This window comes from Paenibacillus sp. FSL M8-0212, assembly GCF_038004645.1.
In the GTDB taxonomy this organism is placed as follows: Bacteria; Bacillota; Bacilli; order Paenibacillales; family Paenibacillaceae; genus Paenibacillus.
This window is the reverse complement of the sequence record NZ_JBBORP010000001.1, coordinates 5971177-5992146: the sequence shown is the minus strand read 5'-3', so window position 1 is coordinate 5992146 and position 20970 is coordinate 5971177. Positions and strand designations below refer to the sequence as shown.

Below are 20970 nucleotides of genomic sequence, written 5' to 3'. Positions count from 1 at the left end.
AGCAAAATCAACTCATTGATTTGTTATCTAATATGTATCATAATGCTATTATGTTGAGCAAGTTCATTTCGAAGGGTTCGCTAAAAAACGAATCCTAAATCGGTAATATATTGAATTCTATAGAGATAAGGAAGTGAAGGTCATGATGCTTGGCACGGATGCCTCATCCTTGATCATATATGAGGCGCTCGCCAGCGAGGCCCGTTTAAATATCGTTCGTTTATTATTGCAAAACAGGGAGATGCATATTAATGCGCTTGCCAAAGAGCTGTATCTGAGCAAAGCCATCGTTAGTACACATGTGAGCAAATTACAGAAAGCGGGCATCGTAGGCAGCCGTATGAAGCGTGAGAATGGTGGAACATATAAATACTGTTTTATTCTGCAAGAATTTATGACTGTCAATCTTTCTCCTGAACCAGTAGATGCTCCTTACCATGAAGTCTCTATTCCGGTTGGTCAGTATACGGATTACGAAGCTTGGCCCACCTGTGGCATTGCCACAACAACACAAATGATTGGACAATATGACACACCGGCCTGCTTTATGGATCCGGATCGGGTCAATGCAGGTATCCTTTGGATGGCACGAGGTTTTCTTGAATATAAGATTCCCAATTATCTCAATACAGAACAGCATCTCCAGGAAATTGAAATTTCACTCGAACTCAGTTCGGAAGCACCCCAAGTCAATGAAAACTGGCCTTCCGACATTCGCTTTTCACTTAATGGCAACCACTTGGGAACATGGACAAGCCCAGGGGACTTTGGGGATCGGAAAGGCAAGCATACACCGCTATGGTGGAAATTGGACGTCAACCAGTATGGTGTACTGAAGGTGCTGCGCATTAACGGAGAAGGGACGTTTATGGATGGCCAGCGCATCTCGGATGTGTGTATTCATGATCTACAACTGGACTCATCCACCTATTGGACGTTTGGATTGAAGCCGGAAGAGGGAGTAGCTGGCCGAGGGGGGCTTACCCTGTTTGGCAAAGGTTTTGGCAACTATGATCAGGATATCCTGATTCGATACTATTATAATGCTGAGGAAAACAAAACTTCGGATGAATAGGATATGCGATTTCATGTTAGTTTATATAGAGGCAATCTCCATATGAACGAAGTGCATAACAATTCCAGAGTAATGGTATTGACAACGATTACATGGCTGGTATAGAATACAGCTAAATAAGGAGTGTCACTGATTCGATCAGGCACCACCACAATCTGGATTTCACAAGTTTGTTTGACTTGTGTTCTGGATCATGGTGGTGCTTTTTGTATATTGGGGGTGAGAACATCATGAGGTTCAAAAAATCGTTAAACAATAACATCGCCCTGGCGGAAGACACGGAAGGTTGCGAAGTCATTGTCATCGGAACGGGTGTTGGCTTCAAAAAAGTGAAAGGACAGCCGATTGAGCAGAGCCAGATCCAGAAAATGTTCAGAATCGGCTCGAATGACAAATATCAGCGAGTCGAGCAATTTCTCAGCGATATCCCTCTGCAAGTTATCGACATTACGGATCAGATTATTGAAGAAGGCAAGACGTTGATTGGAAAAAAGCTGAATGACTCGATCCTGTTAACACTTGCAGACCATATTCATTTTGCGCTGGATCGTTTCAAAAAAGGTGTGGATGTGCAAAATCCGCTTCACTGGGACATTCGCCATCTATATCCTGCCGAATACCGTGCCGGAGAATGGGCAGTTCAAAAAATCAATGAAGCTTTTCTAGTCTCACTGCCATCTGGTGAATCAAGCTCTATTGCCCTTCATTTCGTGAACTCACAATTCGACTCGGGCAGTATGAACCAAACAATTAAAATTACACAGATGATTAACGACATTATAGGGATCATGACGGAACATTTCGGAATGGTACTGAATCAGGAATCTGCTGATTTTTCCAGGTTCATCACCCATCTGAGATACTTCATTGTTCGTCAGTTGAACCGGGAAGTGCTCTCTTTTAAAGATCAGCAATTTCTATATGATGTATTGTCGGAGCGATATTCTATCAGCTTCCAATGCGCACTCAAAATAAAGGAGGCGATGGAGAGGCAACGCGGATTCGTGATTACTCCCGATGAGATGGTATATCTCATGATACACATCGAGAGGGTGACATCCCGTACCGATATGGATTAATCTCAATACAACCTGTTTGAAGTTATACCATCATCAATATGAATTGAATATGGAGTGTTACTGATTCGATCAGGCACCACCAAATGTTTCCGACTCCGCATCTGCGGCGGGCCGGTATTACATTTGGTTTTTTTTTCGCCAAAAAAGGAGGAAGCATCATGAATCACCGGGAGTTGTCCAAGGAAATTATTCGATTAACGGGCGGACAGGAAAATATTACGCAAGCTTGGCATTGTATCACACGACTTCGCTTCAATGTTCGAGAGCAAAACAAAGTTCAATTGGAACAGATCAAAGCACTCGATGGCGTGCTCGGTGCACAGTTTCAGAACGATCAGTTTCAAGTGGTCATTGGTAACCAGGTTGCAGCCGTATATGAGCAGATCGAGGATCAGATGAAGCATAGTGGCATATCAAAGCCTGAAACAGACGCGCCGCGCTCTAAAGGGATTAATGCTGTTTTGGATACAATCTCCGGCATTTTCACTCCGATTCTGCCTGCCATCGTAGGTACCGGGATGTTAAAGGGGATTCTGGCACTGCTCGTTACACTTGGCGCGATGCAGGAGAAAAGCGGTGAGTATCAAGTTCTGTTTTCCATAGCAAATGCGGCCTTTTATTTCTTACCATTCCTTCTGGCTCTATCATCTGCCCGCAAGTTCAAAGTGAATGAATATATCGCCCTGACGCTTGCAGGTACTTTATTGTACCCAATGATTCTGAATGCGTATCTGGCAAACCAGCTTGAGCCGATTCGTTTTCTCTCCCTGCCCGTGTCGATTGTGAATTATACTCAGTCCGTTATTCCCATTATTCTGGGTGTGTGGCTTCTGAGTTATGTACATCGTTGGGTTGATCGTTTTATTCCCGGTCCTGTCAAAGTCATCTTTACCTCGATGATTGTGCTCGTCATCACGGTGCCGATTCTATTAATTGCGATTGGCCCCTTAGGGACTTACATGGGCATCTATCTGGAAATGGGTACTTCCTGGCTCTTTGCCCATTCGGGTCCGTTAACCGGCATTATTCTCGGCGGCCTCATGCCTCTGATTGTTATGACGGGTATGCATTATGCGTTCTTCCCAGGCACATTGCAGAATCTGAGCAAACTCGGATATGACGTGCTTTTGCTACCGATCAACCTGATAACCAATATGAGTCAGGCTGGTGCAGTCACGGCTGTTTTCCTCAAGACCAAAGATAAAAAAATGAAATCCATTGCTTTATCCAGTGGCATATCCGCCTTGCTTGGTATTACTGAACCCGCACTGTATGGTGTCACCTTGAAGCTGAAAAAACCGTTTTACGCTTCACTCATTGGTGGGGCAGCAGGGGGTGGCTTTATTACCGCAGTGGGTCTGAAATGCTTCGGTTTTGCTGTACCAGGATTGCTTTCACTTCCGTTGTATATTGGCCCGGATGGTGGCATGTCTAATTTCTGGTATGCATTAATCGGAATTGGCATCAGCTTTAGTGTTTCTTTCGTAGTGACTTTGCTGCTCAAGTGGGAAGAGCCAAATACACGCAATTCCGCCATGTCCGACTCAGCACAAACATTAACCGAACAGGAACTGAATACAACTACTACCTTTTCGCAAGAAACGGTGACACCTGTCACAGTACATTCCATCGAGGAAAAGAAGGGGGAGGTGTTCAGCCCGCTCACTGGTGAATTGGTGCCGCTCTCAGAGCTTCCGGATCAAACGTTTGCTGAGGAAATGACCGGGAAAGGTATTGCAATTCGTCCGCAGGATGGACGTGTTACAGCTCCTTTTGACGGAACCGTCACGTTGGTTGCCAAAAGTAAACATGCGATTATGCTGACCTCATCTAGTGGAATTGACATTCTCATTCATGTTGGACTAAACAGTGTATCGCTCAAGGGGAAATTTTTTGACGTGAAGGTTGTTGCCGGACAAGAAGTGAAGAAGGGTGATTTACTTCTGGAATTTGATAGGGATGGCATTCAGGGTGCGGGTATTGACCTTGTGACACCAGTCATCGTAACCAATACGCCGGATTACCTCGATGTAGTACCTGTTCAGGTGAAGGGGGTGATTCCAATGAATGAATTGCTTCTCCTCACCGTTCGTTAACAGCTTCATGAATACCATATACAAAAAAAGGAGAGAAACAACATGACAAAAACAATTAAACACTCATTTCCTAAAGGATTTTTATGGGGCGGAGCTACCGCTGCCAATCAGCTGGAAGGTGCATATGACGCAGACGGCAAAGGACTCTCAACCTCAGACATGGCTCCATTCGTTCCTCATGAGGAGCGCAATGGCAAGGATTTCACCTTCGACGTGGATTCTGTTCAATTAGAAGAATATCTGAGCGGTAACACCAACGTATATTTCCCGAAACGGAACGGCGTGGATTTCTACCACCGCTACAAAGAAGACATTGCCTTGTTTGCGGAGATGGGCTTCAAAGTGTTTCGTCTTTCGATCGCCTGGACACGGATCTTCCCTACAGGAGAAGAAGCCGTTCCCAATGAAGCTGGTCTTGCCTTCTATGATAACGTGCTTGACGAACTCTTGAAATACGGCATTGAGCCGCTCGTAACGATCTCTCACTACGAGATGCCCGTAGAGTTAACCCGCAAGTACAACGGCTGGGAAAGCCGCGAGATGATCGATCTGTATCTGAAATTTGCCAATACGCTGTTTGACCGTTACAAAGACAAAGTGAAATACTGGATTACCTTTAATGAAATGAATATGATGCTGACAAGTCTGTATACTGGCGGCGGCATTCTGGAAGATAAAATTAAGGGCACACCAGAGCAGGTAGCCTATCAGGCAACTCATCATCAATTTGTTGCAAGCTCACTGGCTGTCAAAAGTGGTAAAGAGAAGATGCCCAATGCTCAGATTGGCTGTATGATCTGCCGTCTGGAAACGTATGCTGCTTCTAGTAAACCGGAAGATGTGTTACAGACGATGAAGGAAGATCAGATGAACCTGTTCTACCCAGAGGTACAGGCACGGGGCGAATACCCATCCTATATGCAAAGATATTTTGAGGAAAACGGCATTAAACTGGTTAAAGCTCCTGACGACGATGCCATTATCCGGGATAATACCGTGGACTTTATTGCTTTCAGTTATTACATGACGTATATCGGAAAATATGACCCGAATGACAACAGCAACTCTGGTATGCTGGTAAGTCAGATTAAAAACCCTCATCTGAAAGCTACCGAATGGGGATGGCCTATCGATCCGATTGGTCTTCGCGTCGCGCTGAACCGATTGTATGACCGTTACCGGATGCCGCTCTTCATCGTTGAGAACGGGCTGGGTGCTATCGACACACCGGAAGAGGACGGGGCAGTCCATGACCCTTATCGCATCAATTACTTGCGCAGCCACATTGAACAGATGAAAGAAGCTGTCGCTGACGGCGTTGAATTGATGGGTTTCACTAGCTGGGGACCTATCGATATCATTAGCTGCTCGACTTCTGAAATGGGCAAACGTTATGGTTTCATTTATGTAGATCAAGACAATGCCGGCAATGGTTCGCTTGAAAGAACTCGCAAAGACTCCTTCCACTGGTACAAACAAGTTATTGAATCGAACGGAGAAACACTGTAATTATAAAAAATTTTACATGCCGCCCATATGGGCGGTATTTATTTTGCACTAGTCAAATAAGGGATAATTATGTAAAATTGTTTTATTAAAACAAGAGGAGTGAATTCAATGTCTAACAAGGTGATTGTGCTTTAGGTTCACAAAAGGATATTTGCGTTACAGGGATTCCTTTTGTGGACATTGCAGTGCGGGAAACCGTCCCGACAATGTTTACTGGAGGAGATCATGATTAACTTTAACGAGGCTGTTAACATTAGCAATACACATGTACTGTCGCTGGTATCCGAGCTGTTTCATCTGGAGGGTTACAACATTCAGCTTATTCCGCCTCATGAGGGTGGACGGAATGTCGTTTACACCTGTGAGCAAGAGGGGTGCGAATCTCTAATTCTCCGAGTATCTTTTTTGCCTGACCGAAAGCGGGAAGATTACATTGCCGAACTGGAGTATGTCCGGTATTTATTTGAGAACGGTGCAAGTGTCTCGAATGTAGTTAGCTCGAAAAAGGGCTTTTTGTTAGAAGAGATCACTTATGATGAGCATACATTCTTTGTCTGTATGTTTGTGAAGGCCAAGGGAAAGTTGCTGGTAGAGAACCATTACCAGTATCGTGAAGGGGTCCCACTTACCGAATACTATTATAATAGCGGTAAAGTTCTGGGGAAAATGCATCAGCTATCGAAAGGGTACACTCCCGTCCATCGCCGGCATCATTTGATTGACAATTACAGCGGTGAATATATCGATAACCTGGTACCTGAATCATTCCCTCTGCTTAAGGAGAAGATGGTCGAGCTCCTGAATACCTTACAAGGTTTGGATACAAACCAAGAGACATTTGGCATGATCCATTTTGATTATAACGATGGGAATTACTCGATCGATTTTGATACCGGTCAGATCACCGTGTATGATTTTGATAATTCATGCTTTGGTTGGTATATGTATGATCTGGCCGATCTATGGACACACGGAGTCGGCTGGGTTCAATTTGAGCCGGATGCGGATAAACGCAGACAGTTCATGGATGACTATTTTCAAAATGCCCTCGCTGGATATACTTCCGAGACCAAGATCGAAGATTCGATGTTGGAGAAGCTGCCTTTATTTATTCAAGTTACTCTCTTGGAGAATATTCTAGGTCAATTTGAGGAAATGCAGCGTGCTGGCGAAGAACCGGAAGCTGACGAAGCACTGTTGTATCTCATTAAATGTCTGGAAGAGGATATACCATATAAGGGATTTTTCCATGAGATGTATTCCACTGAAGCTCCTTTTGAGTATGAGGGACGCTGAAGGGACCTGTACGTAAACTAAACCCTGAATAACCAAGATTCATCAAGTAGGGAGGCAGCCGGATCGACCGGTTGCCTCTTTGTTTGTCTGCGGCATGTTATTCAAATTTGGAAGGAGGTACGTTGTAAAATTTTTTGAATGCTTTGGAGAACGTGAAGGGGTCGGGATAACCCAGAAATCCGGCAATTTGCTGGATCGTATATTTTTTCTCGTACAGATAGTCTCTGGCCCGGTTCATTTTGATCTGATTGATATACTGCCCAGGTGTTATACCGAGAATTTTTTTGAACAAAGAAATAAAATATTTCTCAGAGACGCCAGCAATGTCTGCAAGCTCGTTAACTCGGATGGCACGATGCAGATTCGCATCCACGTATGGGAAGACATTTTGCAGAACCTCCAGACTTCCTTCAATTTTCCTCGGTTTTCGGTCTTTCAGAAACTCACCATGATACAGCCCTTGCCCATGTAATTCCAAAATTTTGGCGATGACGAGAAGCAGAGAGGCTTTCAAGTAGAGTGGACTGGCGGAAGTACCGCTACTCTGCTTGAATCTTCGATAGGACGAAGTGAACAGCGTTGATTCCTCTTGAATCAGATTGCCAGGTACGATGCCCGGGAGTTGAAACTCGCTGAGAATCCGCTTCTGCTCAGCGATGCTGAAATCAAAGTGCATGTAAACGAATCGGCAAAACTCTCCGGTCGTGGAAGCCATATAGGGCATATCCGGATAAAAAAACACCACATCACCCGGGTTTGCCATATGCTCGATTCCATTGATGGTAATTTGCACGGAGCCTGCTGTAATGAACCACAGATCATAATCGGAATGAGACTTGCGCTCCGTCCAATTGCTGTCGTGCGTTTGTTCCAAATAAGAGCTCATGCGAAGTGTGATATACTCCGAAAGTTCGTCGATTATACTCATATTTATAGTTCCTGCATGCATCTAACCCAACTCATTCCTCTCTACTTTATGACATCCTCTATTTTTAACTATCATATCAAAGGTTTTACTTCTTGTTAATTATCGTACGATATGACATGTTTTGAAAACTATCACACATTCCGATTCCAGCCCACTCCCCTATAATGAACTTATATCGTTACGAGGAGGGGTTATTGATGAATGCTACAAGTACACAACATCCAAAGGTGGTTGTTATTGGGGCGGGCAGCCTGTTTTTCGGTCGTCAGTCCATCTGGCAGATGGTTCACTCCCCATATTTGAATCAGGGAACGCTGGCCTTGGTGGATACGGACGAGGAACGGCTCTCGAAAATGGTAAAACTAGCGGAAATGGTCGCAAAGGAGAACAATGTATCCCTAAAGATTGAGGGTTCAGTGGACCGAAGACAGGTGCTGCCGGGAGCTGACTTCGTTGTGCTCAGCTTTGCGGAAGAATCGGTGAAATATCGGGGCATCGACTGCCAGGTTTCTCTAAAGTATGGGATTCGCATGTGTTCCGGCGATACGATTGGCCCGGGCGGAATCTTTCGCGCGATGCGGGAACTGCCAGTTATTATGGAATGCGCCACAGACATTGAGGAGTTGTGTCCGGATGCTTGGGTGATCAATTATATTAACCCGTCTACCGTCCATGGCATCGCATTACATCGATATGCTCCGAAGCTTAAATCGTTTGCGCTGTGTGATAGTCATCATATGCCGCATAAAAAAGCCTATTACGCCGTAAGAGCGGGTATCATTGGAGACAATAGCCAGTTCACTGAGGAGATCAACCAGAAATTCGATTTTCGTATCGCGGGTGTCAATCATTTCACTTGGCTGCTCAAAGCCGAGTATGAAGGAAAAAATGTGATGCCCACAATTGCAGAAGCCATGCGCAAGCTGGCAGGTGATGAGAATAACGGTGGTGATCGCGGTGCAAAAGCTCTTTTTAACGATGCAATTACCTATGAACTGTATGATATTTTTGGAATCATTCCCACTTGCACAGCGCATACGAAGGAATACGTTCGGTATTGGCAGGGTCTTGGCAAAACTGCGGACGCCATTCCGCCATTATCGATCTGGGAGACAGAGGACAGATATGAGCGTCATGACGAAATGTGGCGTCAGGTGGATGACTTTCTTGCAGGGAACATCCCGATTGCCGATTATATGAGCACCTTCGGACCAGATCATGCGACTGACATCATCGAAAATATGGTGGGGAATTTGGGCAAAAAATTCTTCATCAATACGCTCAATCAAGGTGCGGTAACCAATATGAATACCGATTCGTTCCTGGAGCTACTGTGCGATGTAAATATGGATGGGGTGAAGCCACTCCATGTAGGCGAGATGCCATGTGGAATTAGAGGTATGCAAGAACTTGTACTGGATACGCATGAGCTCACAGTTGAAGCTGTTCTGGAACAGAGCTACGAGAAGCTGAGAAGGGCGATGCTCACCGACCCGCTCGTGAGTTCCATCAGCGACGCGGACAAGATCATCCATGAATTGTTGGAACTGGAGCGTAAGATGATTCCGGATGTTTGGTATAAGGACAGACTGCAGTATAGCTAAGAATAGAGAACGATAATAGACCACGTCAGCTCCTTCAAAGGGCTAATGTGGTCTTTGCTTTTTACTATTTTCAAAAAAATCCTACTCCACTTTAAACAAGCCAGCATGGTCTTCATAATACGAAGTAATAAAATTACGAAATTCTCTTACAGCAGGAGATAACCATTTTTGTTTGACCCAGGATAGGCTAATGGGATATATAGCTGAATCATCTGCAATTTTTACATAACGTAACCCTAGTTTTCTACATACGGAGATCGGAATTAATGCAACACCCTGATTAAGCCTGATAATTTCAAGCAGGGTATGAGAATCGACCTCAAATGCATGATTGGGGAGGAAGCCTGCTTTTTCACAGAGCATGGTGGTAAATCGGCTGTACTCCTTATTATCGGCAAGGGAAATAAAGGGCTCATTTGCAACAACACTTAATGAAATGCTTGTCTCTCCGCCGTATGCATGATCCGTGGGCACAACAAGAACAATGTCCTCCTCAACAAGCACAACACTCTCAATCTCCTCATCCTGAATCGGATGCCCCGTAATGCCCAGATGCATGTCGCCTTTCTTCAATTCTGTAATAATTTCACTGCGTGTCCCAATACCCTGATGAAGCTTGGTTTCGGGGGTACCGTTGATATAGTCACTAATGAGACCTGTGAGGAATCGGGTATTCGTAATCGAGATCCTGATTGTATTGGAGATCTGATGTTCCTCCGCTTTAATCTCCATCTCTGCATTTTCAATTTCAATAAAAATCCTGTTCACATGCTTCAATAAAATCTCACCTGAGGAATTCAATTGAATGTTTCGTCCTCTTCTGTGGAATAAGGGGGGGCCCAGTTCATCCTCAAGTCTTTTAATCGTCAAGCTTAGGGAAGGTTGAGCGATATTCAATTGTGCAGCTGCCTTGGAGATATGTTCAGTATAGGCAACGGTCTGAAAGTATTTGAGCTGAAGCAATTCCATTTATCTGCACTCCTTATTTATTCTGATAAATATATATAGTGCTTATTATGTATTATATTAAATTTAAATATTGATGTAGAATTTTTTTATGAGATACAGATCAAATTTTTAAAATACCAAAAAATGACTATATAAGTTGAACTACTCATTTACACAATAACGGAGAGGACAGAAAAAACCTGAAAAAGCGAAGCGTTCGCCTAAAAGCTTTCTGAAAGAAAGCTGCATCGGAAGCATAAGCTATCACCGGATTTTCACCTTTAGAAAAGGGAATCGAAAAATCTGGGGATAACAGCGATTGGAAGGTTGTTCTGTCATCGTAGTGTCAGTGTGAATGATCTTGAGTTCAACTTATATAGAAACAAAACATAAGGTAGGTGTCTTTGATGAAAATCGATGTGAATAACATAACTAAAAATCTGAATACACCACTAACGGCACCGGCATACCCGATGCCACCGTACAAATTCGTGAATCGTGAATACTTGAATATTATTTACCGAACCGATGAAAAAGCGTTGCGGGCAGCCGTACCAGAACCACTGGAAATTACGGAACCTTTGGTTAAATTCGAAGTGATGTGGATGCCGGATGTTTCTGGATTGGGTGCCTATACCGAAGCTGGACAAGTTATCCCTGTGCAATTCAATGGGGAGGAAGGCGATTATGTGCATTCGATGTACGTAGACAATTTCCCCGCAATAGCCAGTGGTCGAGAGCTCACCGCCTATCCGAAAAAGCTGGGTGCACCCAAGTTGTATACCGATTCAGATACACTTGTTGGCACACTTGATTATGGAACACTGCGTGTAGCCACGGCTACGATGGGCTATAAACACGTGGAGATGGATAAGGATATCGCCAAACGTGAAATATGCCGACCTAATTTTATGATTAAGATTGCTACGGACTATACCGGGAATTTAAGAATATGTGATCTGATCCGTACTCAAATTACGGACATCGAAGTGAAAGAAGCTTGGACAGGACCTGCCCGGCTTCAATTGTTCGAACATGCATTGGCACCTCTTGCAGATCTGCCTGTGTTGGAAGTTGTGTCCGCTTCTCATATTCTTACCAACTTAACCTTAAACGCTGCACAACCTGTATACAACTACCTGGAAGAGAAATAAGGAGGAAAAATATAATGAGAATTGCAATTGTAGGAGCAGGATCTTTGGGAACCATCGTAGGCGCATACCTTGCGGATGGCGGAATGGACGTTGAGTTAATTGATGCATATCAGGAACATGTAGATGCTTTGAATCAAGCGGGTGCTAAAGTGACGGGTACCACAGAGTTTCAGGCCAAAGTAAAAGCAATTACTCCTGATCAGAAATCAGGACAATATGACCTCGTTTTACTTTTAACCAAACAACTCTACAACGATTCCATTCTTCAGGAATTACTTCCATTCTTGAAAGAAGATAGTATGGTGTGTTCTTTGCAGAACGGGATTCCGGAAGAAAAAGTCGCGTCTATTGTTGGTGAAAAACGCGTCATTGCAGGCTCCGTTGAATTTGGCGCTACGTTTATTAGACCAGGTGTATCAAGTCTTACAATCGAGTACACTCAATTTAAACAGTATGCTTTTCAGATTGGCGAATTAAATGGTGAAATCACCGAACGAATTCAACGCGTGAAATCGGTGTTGGATCTTGTGGGTGGAACACATATTTCCGATAACCTGGTTGGAACCAAATGGTCCAAATTGCTGATCAACAATGCATTCAGTGGTTTGTCTGCTGCATTAAATGGTGAATATGGGGAGATCATCGATCATGAAGCCGGCATTGTAAGTGCAGCTCACATTGCGGACGAGACGATTAAAGTTGCTCGTGCCAATGGAGTCACATTGGTTAAAATGAATGGATTCGACATCAGTTCACTCGAACTGAACAGCGAAGAAGATATCCCTGAACGGGTGAAAACATTACGTTACGGGATGGAGCCCTCCAGATTGCTCAAAGCAAGTATGCTTCAAGATCTGGAGAAGAACCGCAAAACGGAAATTGATTATATTAACGGGGTTGTTTCAAGCAGAGCAGAAGGCACCGGAATTGCGACGCCTTATAATGATTTGGTTGTAAAACTGGTCAAATCTGCTGAAGAAACTCAAACCGTTCCTGATTTTGACACGAATATAAAAGCTTTTGAAGAACTATTACGTGCACAAAAATAAATTCAATTATTTCAACTGAAAGTCGATAATACAGCGGCTTTTTTGTTGTATCAGTAAATCTAGTCAGGCTTGATTTTGCGACAGATAGAATATTCTTCGTGATTTTTGTTTCCTAAGATTATACAAAAAGGGGAAATAAATTTGATATAATATAGACTTGCTGGTTATTTTTCTATTAGAAGGAGATTCATTATGAGGTACTCTTGGTGGGAATTCGGGTTTTATTTGGTTGTATTGATGCTTGTCTTGTTTATGCAAATAAACGAATATCCTCTATTTCTGATTGTGGGGGTTGTAGTCGTTACCATTCTTATCGCATTTATTAAGCATGTTTTTTATCCTTTAGTATTTGATAAGCGTATAGATCGTTTAGAGTCCTTTTTATCCAAGCAGCAAAATACACCTGGGACATATATTATTTATGTCCTTGCGAACAGACTCGATGATGAGGTAGAACTAGTTATGGAGCAAATTATGCAGAAATATAAGCGAAGAACAACACAAGCACAGTTCAAGGCAGCTTACGGGTTATATCGTAAGGATATGTTTGCCATTCGGCAAGCTGTACCTCATATCGGCTTATCGGACTACCGTACATATTACGAAACCATACTACTTTTGGAGGACGGGAAGAGTGATCAGGCGCGGGAAAGACTTCAATCCATTAAAAAACAGTGGATGAGATCAACACTGCTCGCGGGTATTGAACTCAAAGCAGAAAACCGTGATACCGCTATTCAGCACGCGCATGAAGCACTTAACTCTTCCAGAGGTGTTAATCGTTATATTTTATATAAGGAATACGAAAGAGTATTACCAGAGGTTGTTGGACACATATCGTAAGATGGAGAAAATGTTTTGAAAAAATAAACCGTGCTTCACGGTTTATTTTTTTTCATTTACTAGCAGAGGTGTGAGTCCATCCTTAGCAATAATAGAGGGTAGAATCGTCAATAATCTATCACGGGTAAGGGGATCATCGTAGTTCCAGCCAGCTTCTACTATATGTACTTTACTGGGTGCCAACATGCCAACCAAACTTTGTAGCGGAGAAGGTATATTTACATTCATCTCCTCCTGAGGTATCATCACGAAGTTTCGGTCTCCAGCGTATTGTGTGATTTTATTGTAATCAATTTGTATCCAAGGTCTGCCATTAATGATCAGTTGATTTACGGATTCGGTGGGCCGAAAGCCAAGTGATTCATACACGGTAGCGGCAAATCCCGTCTGTCCCATAACATATATGTTCTTACCCAGCACCAGATAGACAGTTGCTCGTTCTCCTGCAATATAATCATCCGCCAATTGTCGCCGTATCCTCCTGACACTTTCCTCATAGCGGTCGATCCACTGTTCAGCCGTTCTGCTTCGACCGAAAAGATCCGCAATATAACGAAGACGCTCAAAAGTGCTGGTTGATTCGCGATAAACGATGGTAGGTGCAATGGCATCCAGTCGGGGTAACTGCTGCTCACTATAGTTGCCTAACAGTATAAGATCAGGCTTCAGTAGGGAGACTTGTTCCGATGCGCCTTGCAGTCCAATATCCGGGATCTGAAGCAGTTTGTTCTGATATATAACTTGTGATTTCATTGTAGTTATACCCGCACCGACTGGACGGATACCTATAGCAAGCAACTCTCCAAGGGTATTGGTACCTGTCGCCACGATTCGTGTAGCCGTATCAGGGAGGGAAATCTGCCTGCCGAGGGAATCGGTGATCGTTCTTTGCCCGGTACGTCTTAGTATATTGGCGTATTCCCGTGGAGGGTGTCCTGTGAGCTGATGAAAGCGCCGACTGAAATAATACTCATCCTTAAAACCGACTTGTCGGTATATTTCACGCAAGGTCTCGGTAGAACTGGATAGTAGCCTTTTAGCATGCTGGACCCTAAGCTCTGTCAGGTAATCTGTCGGCTTCTTGCCAGTCATCACCTTAAACAATTTGCTATATTGCCATCGTACCATGCCGGCCATTTCGGCCAAAAGCTCTACGGTCAGATCTTCGTTGTAGTGCTGCTCCATATAGCTGAGTGTACGCTGTACCGCTTGATCATTTTGCACTGGCGGAGCAGCGCTTTCTAACTGAGCCATCAGGCTAAGTATCAGTTGCAGCCGGGTCTGAGTAACCGCTGATTTTGAATGATGCGTAGGCGTAAATTTCGTCTCCTGCAACCGATTTTGCTTGTTGGTTTGCACAGGCGACGGAGAGATCCAGTCCTCTCCTGCCAACGCCAATTTTATAGTAGAAAGAGATAGCCTGTAAGGAAAGCCCAGAATAAGAGGAGGGCAAGCCGGGAGCAGATTCGACTTATCCACCTGAAAAGCAAGAAAGGTATACCGAGCTACAAGTGCTTGCTCTTTTATCGTTTTGAGAATGTAGGATTGCTGAGTAGGGAGCAGAATACAACTGCCTTGGCTCAGATCTTTCGAAATATTGTTTGTTAACAGCTGAATTCCATGATCCAGAGCAATAAGCAATGTATATTCATTGGCAGCCTTGCTCTTGGTTGATGGATTATGATGATTGGTTTCCTGCAGTGGTGTGAGCTGAAGCAGATCATGCTGCTGCAGTTGGATGTATAGGGAAGCCATTTGCATTCGGGAGCACTCCAATCTAGTGATAACAATTCTCAATTACTAGTTTACCACATTTTACACGTTAGAGAATGTTTCGTTGCAAACCTTATTACACGCAGTACAAATTTACAAAATCAAAAAATCCTCCATAGCCCAAAGGGTTTGGAGGATTTTGACGCCATCATCAATGCGTTATTATTGATTCATCCATTTCGGTAATTCATCAAGCAATTGCTCCAGTGCCAGCAGGTTGTCGGTATTCCATTCGGCTGAAGCTGTATAGACGTGTCCTTGCTGAACGGCAGGCAACGTTTTCCACAAGGTGCTCTGTAACAAGCGTTCAGATTCAGCTCGACTTTCGTCATTATCCAGCGTAAGGACAAAGAGATGATCTCCTGCATAGTCCGGCATTAGTTCTTCCGAAAGTTCGACGAATGTTTGGTCCTTGTCGATAATGTTTTGCTGAATTGCTGGCGGAATTGCAAATCCGTGCTCTTGATACAAGACTACACCCAAGGAACGATTACCCATCACATAGAGCTGTTTACCTAACTGCAAGAAGATGGTTGCTGTCTCGCCCTCAGCCACATTCAGCTTGCCCCACATCGCTTCCGCTTTTGTATCAAATCTGCTGATCCATTGCTCTGCCTCATCCTGTTTGCCAAAAATGTTGCCAAGTTCGCGTACACGTTCCGTAAATGGTAATGCCGAGTTGAACGGAATGGTAGGCGCAATCTTCGAAAAAGCGGTGTTTCGGTCAGCATCTTGGTTATAACCATTCAAAATCAAGTCAGGCTGCAAGGCTGTTATTGCCTCCAAATCACCAGGATTTCCGACATCCTCAATACCTTCTAATCGGTCTACAATATAGCTTTTTGAAGCATGAATCAGATTGGCTCCAACGATGGGGATGTCCATTGCAAGGAGATCTCCAAGTGTTGAACCAAGATAGATAACTCGTTGTGGTTGAGTGGGTATTTCAATCACTTCGTCTGTTTGGGTTGTATAGCTTTTTGTCGTTTGCTCGTTGGTCTTCACAGGTTCTTGTGAAGGAGCGCTTTCCGAACGGCTGCATGCTGCAAGGACGGATAGAAGAAGAAAGCATGCTCCCCATATCAATAGGTGTTTCTTAATTGCACTGTTCATCATTGTTTCCCCCTGAGTTCTCTTTTTCTCATTGATAACCATTATCAATTACATGTAATTATAGGTGCCATTTCCGGTGCTTACAATGAAAAAAACGCAGTGAATTTATTTGTACAAATGTCAATGCGTGCATCTATTTGTTCGTTGCATTATTTTCAATCCGCAGGTGTGCTGTCATCGGAGTATGCGTGATCAAAAACAGCTTGCTGTATAAGGAATTAATAATCGTTGGATAATAATGACATTGACAACTGCAGAGTTTTCCAAAATAATAGTATGTAATTGAATACTGGTACCTTTAATTCAGTCCAGAGAGGCTGGCAAGGGCAGCGGATTTCATAATCACGCGAGAATCAAGGGCTTATTCCGTCATGGGATGCTCTGTGTCTTCGCGCGGGTTATGATGCAAAAAGAGGCTACTTGTCAGTGTATATAACTTGACGAGTAGCCTCTTTTTTCTGCTTTTTTTGGTATCAGATACACTTTATGTTGGGGGTATTCTGATGAGCAAACAAGATCAAGAGTTTTCATGGCAAGCTGTGCCAAAATCGCAAAGAAACCACTTTTGGAAGACATTATCGGTCATGCTCGGGTTCACTTTCTTCTCTGCAAGCATGCTGGCAGGAGGCACATTGGGCGTCAGCTTGACGTTCATGGAGTTTATTGGCATCGTACTTGCAGGCAATCTGGTGCTCGGTATCTACACAGGGGCACTGGCACATATCGCTGCCAAAACGGGGCTGTCCACACATTTGCTCGCTAAATATGCGTTCGGTGCAAAAGGGTCGTATCTACCTTCTTTCCTGCTAGGCTTCACACAGGTCGGATGGTTCGGAGTAGGCGTAGCCATGTTCGCGATTCCGGTCGCCAAAGCCATGGACTGGAACGTGTACCTGTTGATTATCGTGTTCGGACTTGCCATGACAGCATCAGCCATCTTCGGTATGAAGTCACTCGTCATTCTCGGATATATCGCGGTTCCTGCGATTGCCATTCTCGGTGGTTACTCCATGTTCGAAGGTGCGGGTTCGCTGGGTGGTCTGCAAGGGTTGCTTGATTACACGCCGACTCAGTCGCTTACCGCGGCGGCGGCATTGACGATCTGTATTGGATCATTCATAAGCGGCGGAACGCTGACACCCGATTTTGCCCGGTTTTCCCGAACATCGAAACAGGCAGTTACCGCAACAGTGATTGCATTCTTCCTGGGTAACTCACTCATGTTTCTGTTCGGTGCAGTTGGTGCGATGGCCTATAACCTGGCTGATATCTCGGAGGTCATGTTCCTGCAAGGATTGATCATCCCGGCAATCATCGTTCTGGGCTTGAATATCTGGACGACCAACGATAATGCACTGTACGCTTCAGGTCTTGGTTTTGCCAACATCACCAAAATTTCGAAGAAATTTTTCGTCATCGTAAACGGCATTGTGGGTACCGTATTCGCCATGTGGATGTACAACAACTTCGTCAGTTTCCTGAACGTACTGGGCGCGGCGGTACCATCCATCGGGGCTATTATTATCGCAGATTACTTCATTGTAAAACGTAGAAACTATAAGCCATTTGCTGACATGTCATTCAAAAATGTAAACTGGGTAGCGATGGTCGCATGGGCCATCGGCGTGGCATTTGCCCAACTGGCTCCTGGCGTAACACCATTGAACGCACTGCTTGGTACAGCAGTGGCCTATATCGTCTTGATGCTGATTGTTCCAGCCAAAGAATCCAAAGAAATGGGGAAAATAAATGATTATACAGAACGCAAAATTGCGGGGTAAAGAAGGACTATGGAATATTGTTGTGAAAGAAGGGAAGTTTGAGCGAATCACACAATCGCTGGAAGTGACCGACAATGAGGAAGTCCTGGATGTCAACGGATCGCTTGTGCTGCCACCGTTCATTGAGCCGCATATTCATCTCGATACAACGCTCACCGCAGGCGAGCCGGAATGGAACCTAAGCGGAACGCTGTTCGAAGGCATTCAACGCTGGTCAGAGCGTAAGGCTTTCTTGACACATGAAGATGTCAAAACACGCTCCAAAACAGCACTCAAGTGGCAGTTGGCACAAGGTATCCAGCATGTACGGACTCATGTGGACGTTACCGATCCAAGCTTGATCGCCGTTAAAGCGATGCTTGAAGTAAAAGAAGAAATGGCTCCATATATGGACATCCAGCTTGTTGCTTTTCCACAGGAAGGCATTCACTCTTATCCAAACGGGGCAGAATTGCTGGAAGAGTCACTGAAAATGGGCGTTGACGTGGTCGGGGGTATTCCACACTTCGAATTCACACGGGAATATGGCGTTGATTCAATGAAAGTTGCGTTTGATCTGGCCGAAAAATACGATCGTCTCATTGATATCCATTGCGATGAAATTGATGACGAGCAATCCCGTTTCGTAGAAGTTGTTGCCAAGGAAGCTTACGAACGTGGACTGGGTTCACGAACAACGGCAAGCCACACGACAGCAATGGGGTCATACAATGACGCTTATACGTACAAATTGTTCCGTTTGCTGAAGATGGCCGATTTGAACTTTGTCTCCAATCCGCTGGTCAACATTCACCTGCAAGGACGCTTCGATACGTATCCAAAAAGAAGAGGGCTGACGCGTGTCAAAGAGTTGCAGGAAGCAGGTCTGAATGTATGCTTCGGTCATGATGACATCTTCGATCCGTGGTATCCGCTTGGCATAGGCAACATGCTGCAAGTACTGCACATGGGGATTCATGCTTCGCAGTTGCTTGGTTACGACCAGATCGTGAATTCAATTGACCTCATTACGAAAAACAGCGCAAGAACGTTACACATTGAGGATGTATACGGTATTGAAGAAGGTAAACCTGCCAACTTCATCGTACTTGAAGCAGAGAACGAATATGAGGCTGTTCGCAAACAAGCCGGCGTACTTTATTCCTTCAGAGGCGGCCGTAAAATCGCGGAATCAAAGCCGCGAGACACATCCATCATTTTTGAAGGCGGAACAGAAAAAGTTACTTTTAATAAATAATAGATATCGGTCTGTTGCTGTCTGGATGTAAATGATGTAACGTATACTTCCATTGAAAGTCGCTATTGTAGCGGCTTTTTTTGTTTTTTGTACTAATTACGCAATGCATTATGTTACTGGAGCCAGAATAGAAAAGGTGCTCTGAGCACCAATCCAACATTCAATCTGCCTTAAGGGCTCCACTAGTAGCTTGCTTCCCGCCTTTTTTACGAACAAAGCTAAGAATCAGTAGTAGCAGTGGTAACAAACCAAATAAAAAAATGGACATATTGCCGAGAAAATCACCCAAAGCTAACGTTTCCTCCAGGTTTTTAGGCAAGTAAGCAATCAAATATAGCACTGGTAACATCGCAAATTGTATTCCGGTAATTTTTTTGAGACGAAACAAATCTCGAATACCAATGGATGCAAAATAGTGTTTAAAAGCATAGGTTGCAAAGATCTGCATCAGCCAAAACACGATGAACAGTGATTCATAACGTTCAAAAAGAAATCCCTCAATCTCAAAACTTCGAACCATATCGAATGTTGGCCACATCCGCGTCTCAACACCCGACAAAGATAAATTTCCCACAACTGTGACAATCGTGACCATGTATATCATCGTGCAAATAAGTATGCTGAAAATGGCAGTTTTATTACTCGCCTTCACGTCTTTCATGTAAGCTGTGACGATGAGCAAAACTTCATATCCGGAGTAGGAGAGACATGATGGCTTGAGTCCCCTCAATACAGGCATAATCCCCTCACCCAGAATGGGTCTGAGATTAGTGATATCAAACATTTTAGTACTCAAAAGGAAAACAAGCCCGAGCAACACCAGCGTAACGGGCAGAACGATTGAAAAGACACGAATGATGACCTTAAGACCACCTGTTAGCATGTAAATACCAATCCACAAACTGACCATAATGGTAACCCAACTAGGGGTACGCTCAAGAATGTACATACTTGTAATTTCAGCCATGACTCTGACTTCGAATGAACATAGAACAACAAAATATACGATAATTAAAAGTCCAATTAGATAAGAAATCCATTTTCCTGTGATTTCAGGAATAAATTCGAACACCGTTTTACCGGGAAATCTACGACATAAAGTGACAAGAAGCAGGCTGACTATGGTTACGATCAAACCAGCCAGGATGACGGAGATCCATACATCGGGTGTTTCTACCGCCTTGCTAATCGTACGAGGAAGCGTTAGTATTCCTGCACCAAGAATGGAGTTAATAACCACAATAATAACTTCAGAGGTACTGATTGTTGATGCGGATTTCGTCACAGGCTTCACTCCAAACCGGAGAATTTGTTTGTAGTGTTACCCAAGGAAGTTATTTTATGTAATCATTCATTTCGATGAGTTAAGATTATTACTCTTTAAAAACATATTCTAGTTCTGAACGAGTCAATGGAGTATGTCTCTCCAATTGTAACAGCTAGAACTTATATGAATTATATTAGATGTAATTTTTTACATAAGTT

16 protein-coding genes are annotated in these 20970 nt (G+C 43.9%); 11 read left to right on the top strand and 5 right to left on the bottom strand.

The genetic code is table 11. The features are described 5' to 3' along the window. Positions 1 to 142 precede the first annotated feature (142 nt). The 5 genes from MKX68_RS26200 to MKX68_RS26180 all read left to right on the top strand — a co-directional run bounded on the left by MKX68_RS26200 (position 143) and on the right by MKX68_RS26180 (position 7055). A complete protein-coding gene (locus MKX68_RS26200; protein WP_339783871.1) occupies positions 143 to 1075 on the top strand; it encodes an ArsR/SmtB family transcription factor in 933 nt (310 codons plus the stop codon). Between the two features lie 230 nt (positions 1076 to 1305). Then, positions 1306 to 2154, top strand: coding sequence for a BglG family transcription antiterminator LicT (gene licT / locus MKX68_RS26195; protein WP_340914666.1), 849 nt, complete (start codon positions 1306 to 1308; stop codon positions 2152 to 2154). A 158-nt stretch (positions 2155 to 2312) separates the two neighbouring features. Continuing rightward, positions 2313 to 4250 (top strand): beta-glucoside-specific PTS transporter subunit IIABC, encoded by a 1938-nt coding sequence (locus MKX68_RS26190; RefSeq protein WP_340914665.1) that lies wholly within the window; start codon positions 2313 to 2315, stop codon positions 4248 to 4250. Between the two features lie 42 nt (positions 4251 to 4292). Then, positions 4293 to 5759, top strand: a complete 1467-nt coding sequence (locus tag MKX68_RS26185; protein ID WP_340914664.1) for a glycoside hydrolase family 1 protein — start codon at positions 4293 to 4295, stop codon at positions 5757 to 5759. Positions 5760 to 5984: 225 nt separating this feature from the next. Next, positions 5985 to 7055: a phosphotransferase enzyme family protein gene (locus MKX68_RS26180; RefSeq protein ID WP_339783868.1), complete on the top strand. Its 1071-nt coding sequence runs from the start codon at positions 5985 to 5987 to the stop codon at positions 7053 to 7055. Between the two features lie 97 nt (positions 7056 to 7152). Here the strand turns inward: MKX68_RS26180 and MKX68_RS26175 are convergent, their stop codons facing one another. Continuing rightward, on the bottom strand, positions 7153 to 8004 hold the full coding sequence (locus tag MKX68_RS26175) for an AraC family transcriptional regulator (protein WP_339783867.1): 852 nt from the start codon (positions 8002 to 8004) through the stop codon (positions 7153 to 7155). A gap of 176 nt (positions 8005 to 8180) precedes the next feature. Between MKX68_RS26175 and MKX68_RS26170 the strand changes: the two genes are divergently transcribed. Then, positions 8181 to 9587 carry a family 4 glycosyl hydrolase gene (locus MKX68_RS26170; protein ID WP_340914663.1) on the top strand — a complete coding sequence of 469 codons (1407 nt, stop codon included), beginning with the start codon at positions 8181 to 8183 and terminating at the stop codon, positions 9585 to 9587. An 81-nt stretch (positions 9588 to 9668) separates the two neighbouring features. Here MKX68_RS26170 and MKX68_RS26165 read toward each other — a convergent pair whose 3' ends face one another. Continuing rightward, positions 9669 to 10556, bottom strand: a complete 888-nt coding sequence (locus MKX68_RS26165; RefSeq protein ID WP_340914662.1) for a LysR family transcriptional regulator — start codon at positions 10554 to 10556, stop codon at positions 9669 to 9671. A 386-nt stretch (positions 10557 to 10942) separates the two neighbouring features. Between MKX68_RS26165 and MKX68_RS26160 the strand changes: the two genes are divergently transcribed. From MKX68_RS26160 to MKX68_RS26150, 3 genes are all read left to right on the top strand, one after another. Continuing rightward, the gene (locus tag MKX68_RS26160) at positions 10943 to 11689 is read left to right on the top strand and encodes an acetoacetate decarboxylase (RefSeq protein ID WP_339312852.1); all 747 of its coding nucleotides are present in this window, start codon (positions 10943 to 10945) and stop codon (positions 11687 to 11689) included. Positions 11690 to 11703: 14 nt separating this feature from the next. Beyond that, positions 11704 to 12738: a ketopantoate reductase family protein gene (locus MKX68_RS26155; RefSeq protein ID WP_133384817.1), complete on the top strand. Its 1035-nt coding sequence runs from the start codon at positions 11704 to 11706 to the stop codon at positions 12736 to 12738. A 192-nt stretch (positions 12739 to 12930) separates the two neighbouring features. Next, positions 12931 to 13581 carry a hypothetical protein gene (locus MKX68_RS26150; RefSeq protein WP_340914661.1) on the top strand — a complete coding sequence of 217 codons (651 nt, stop codon included), beginning with the start codon at positions 12931 to 12933 and terminating at the stop codon, positions 13579 to 13581. A gap of 42 nt (positions 13582 to 13623) precedes the next feature. On the opposite strand, the gene MKX68_RS26145 is transcribed toward MKX68_RS26150, so the two are convergent. Both MKX68_RS26145 and MKX68_RS26140 read right to left on the bottom strand, forming a co-directional pair. Then, the gene (locus MKX68_RS26145; RefSeq protein WP_340914660.1) at positions 13624 to 15342 is read right to left on the bottom strand and encodes an AraC family transcriptional regulator; all 1719 of its coding nucleotides are present in this window, start codon (positions 15340 to 15342) and stop codon (positions 13624 to 13626) included. A 174-nt stretch (positions 15343 to 15516) separates the two neighbouring features. Next, the gene (locus tag MKX68_RS26140) at positions 15517 to 16467 is read right to left on the bottom strand and encodes an ABC transporter substrate-binding protein (RefSeq protein WP_340914659.1); all 951 of its coding nucleotides are present in this window, start codon (positions 16465 to 16467) and stop codon (positions 15517 to 15519) included. A 503-nt stretch (positions 16468 to 16970) separates the two neighbouring features. Between MKX68_RS26140 and codB the strand changes: the two genes are divergently transcribed. Then, on the top strand, positions 16971 to 18248 hold the full coding sequence (gene codB, locus MKX68_RS26135) for a cytosine permease (protein WP_091030329.1): 1278 nt from the start codon (positions 16971 to 16973) through the stop codon (positions 18246 to 18248). Beyond that, positions 18217 to 19485, top strand: coding sequence for a cytosine deaminase (locus MKX68_RS26130; RefSeq protein WP_340914658.1), 1269 nt, complete (start codon positions 18217 to 18219; stop codon positions 19483 to 19485). The genes codB and MKX68_RS26130 overlap by 32 nt, the downstream gene beginning before the upstream one ends. 160 nt (positions 19486 to 19645) lie before the next feature. On the opposite strand, the gene MKX68_RS26125 is transcribed toward MKX68_RS26130, so the two are convergent. Beyond that, on the bottom strand, positions 19646 to 20770 hold the full coding sequence (locus MKX68_RS26125) for a GerAB/ArcD/ProY family transporter (protein WP_340914657.1): 1125 nt from the start codon (positions 20768 to 20770) through the stop codon (positions 19646 to 19648). Positions 20771 to 20970 lie beyond the last annotated feature (200 nt).

Excerpts from the sequence above, each read along its gene's own strand:
- MKX68_RS26200 (WP_339783871.1), top strand. The coding sequence starts at position 143 with ATGATGCTTGGCACGGATGCCTCATCCTTGATCATATATGAGGCGCTC.
- licT (WP_340914666.1), top strand. The coding sequence starts at position 1,306 with ATGAGGTTCAAAAAATCGTTAAACAATAACATCGCCCTGGCGGAAGAC.
- MKX68_RS26190 (WP_340914665.1), top strand. The coding sequence starts at position 2,313 with ATGAATCACCGGGAGTTGTCCAAGGAAATTATTCGATTAACGGGCGGA.
- MKX68_RS26185 (WP_340914664.1), top strand. The coding sequence starts at position 4,293 with ATGACAAAAACAATTAAACACTCATTTCCTAAAGGATTTTTATGGGGC.
- MKX68_RS26180 (WP_339783868.1), top strand. The coding sequence starts at position 5,985 with ATGATTAACTTTAACGAGGCTGTTAACATTAGCAATACACATGTACTG.
- MKX68_RS26175 (WP_339783867.1), bottom strand. The coding sequence starts at position 8,004 with ATGCATGCAGGAACTATAAATATGAGTATAATCGACGAACTTTCGGAG.
- MKX68_RS26170 (WP_340914663.1), top strand. The coding sequence starts at position 8,181 with ATGAATGCTACAAGTACACAACATCCAAAGGTGGTTGTTATTGGGGCG.
- MKX68_RS26165 (WP_340914662.1), bottom strand. The coding sequence starts at position 10,556 with ATGGAATTGCTTCAGCTCAAATACTTTCAGACCGTTGCCTATACTGAA.
- MKX68_RS26160 (WP_339312852.1), top strand. The coding sequence starts at position 10,943 with ATGAAAATCGATGTGAATAACATAACTAAAAATCTGAATACACCACTA.
- MKX68_RS26155 (WP_133384817.1), top strand. The coding sequence starts at position 11,704 with ATGAGAATTGCAATTGTAGGAGCAGGATCTTTGGGAACCATCGTAGGC.
- MKX68_RS26150 (WP_340914661.1), top strand. The coding sequence starts at position 12,931 with ATGAGGTACTCTTGGTGGGAATTCGGGTTTTATTTGGTTGTATTGATG.
- MKX68_RS26145 (WP_340914660.1), bottom strand. The coding sequence starts at position 15,342 with ATGCAAATGGCTTCCCTATACATCCAACTGCAGCAGCATGATCTGCTT.
- MKX68_RS26140 (WP_340914659.1), bottom strand. The coding sequence starts at position 16,467 with ATGAACAGTGCAATTAAGAAACACCTATTGATATGGGGAGCATGCTTT.
- codB (WP_091030329.1), top strand. The coding sequence starts at position 16,971 with ATGAGCAAACAAGATCAAGAGTTTTCATGGCAAGCTGTGCCAAAATCG.
- MKX68_RS26130 (WP_340914658.1), top strand. The coding sequence starts at position 18,217 with ATGATTATACAGAACGCAAAATTGCGGGGTAAAGAAGGACTATGGAAT.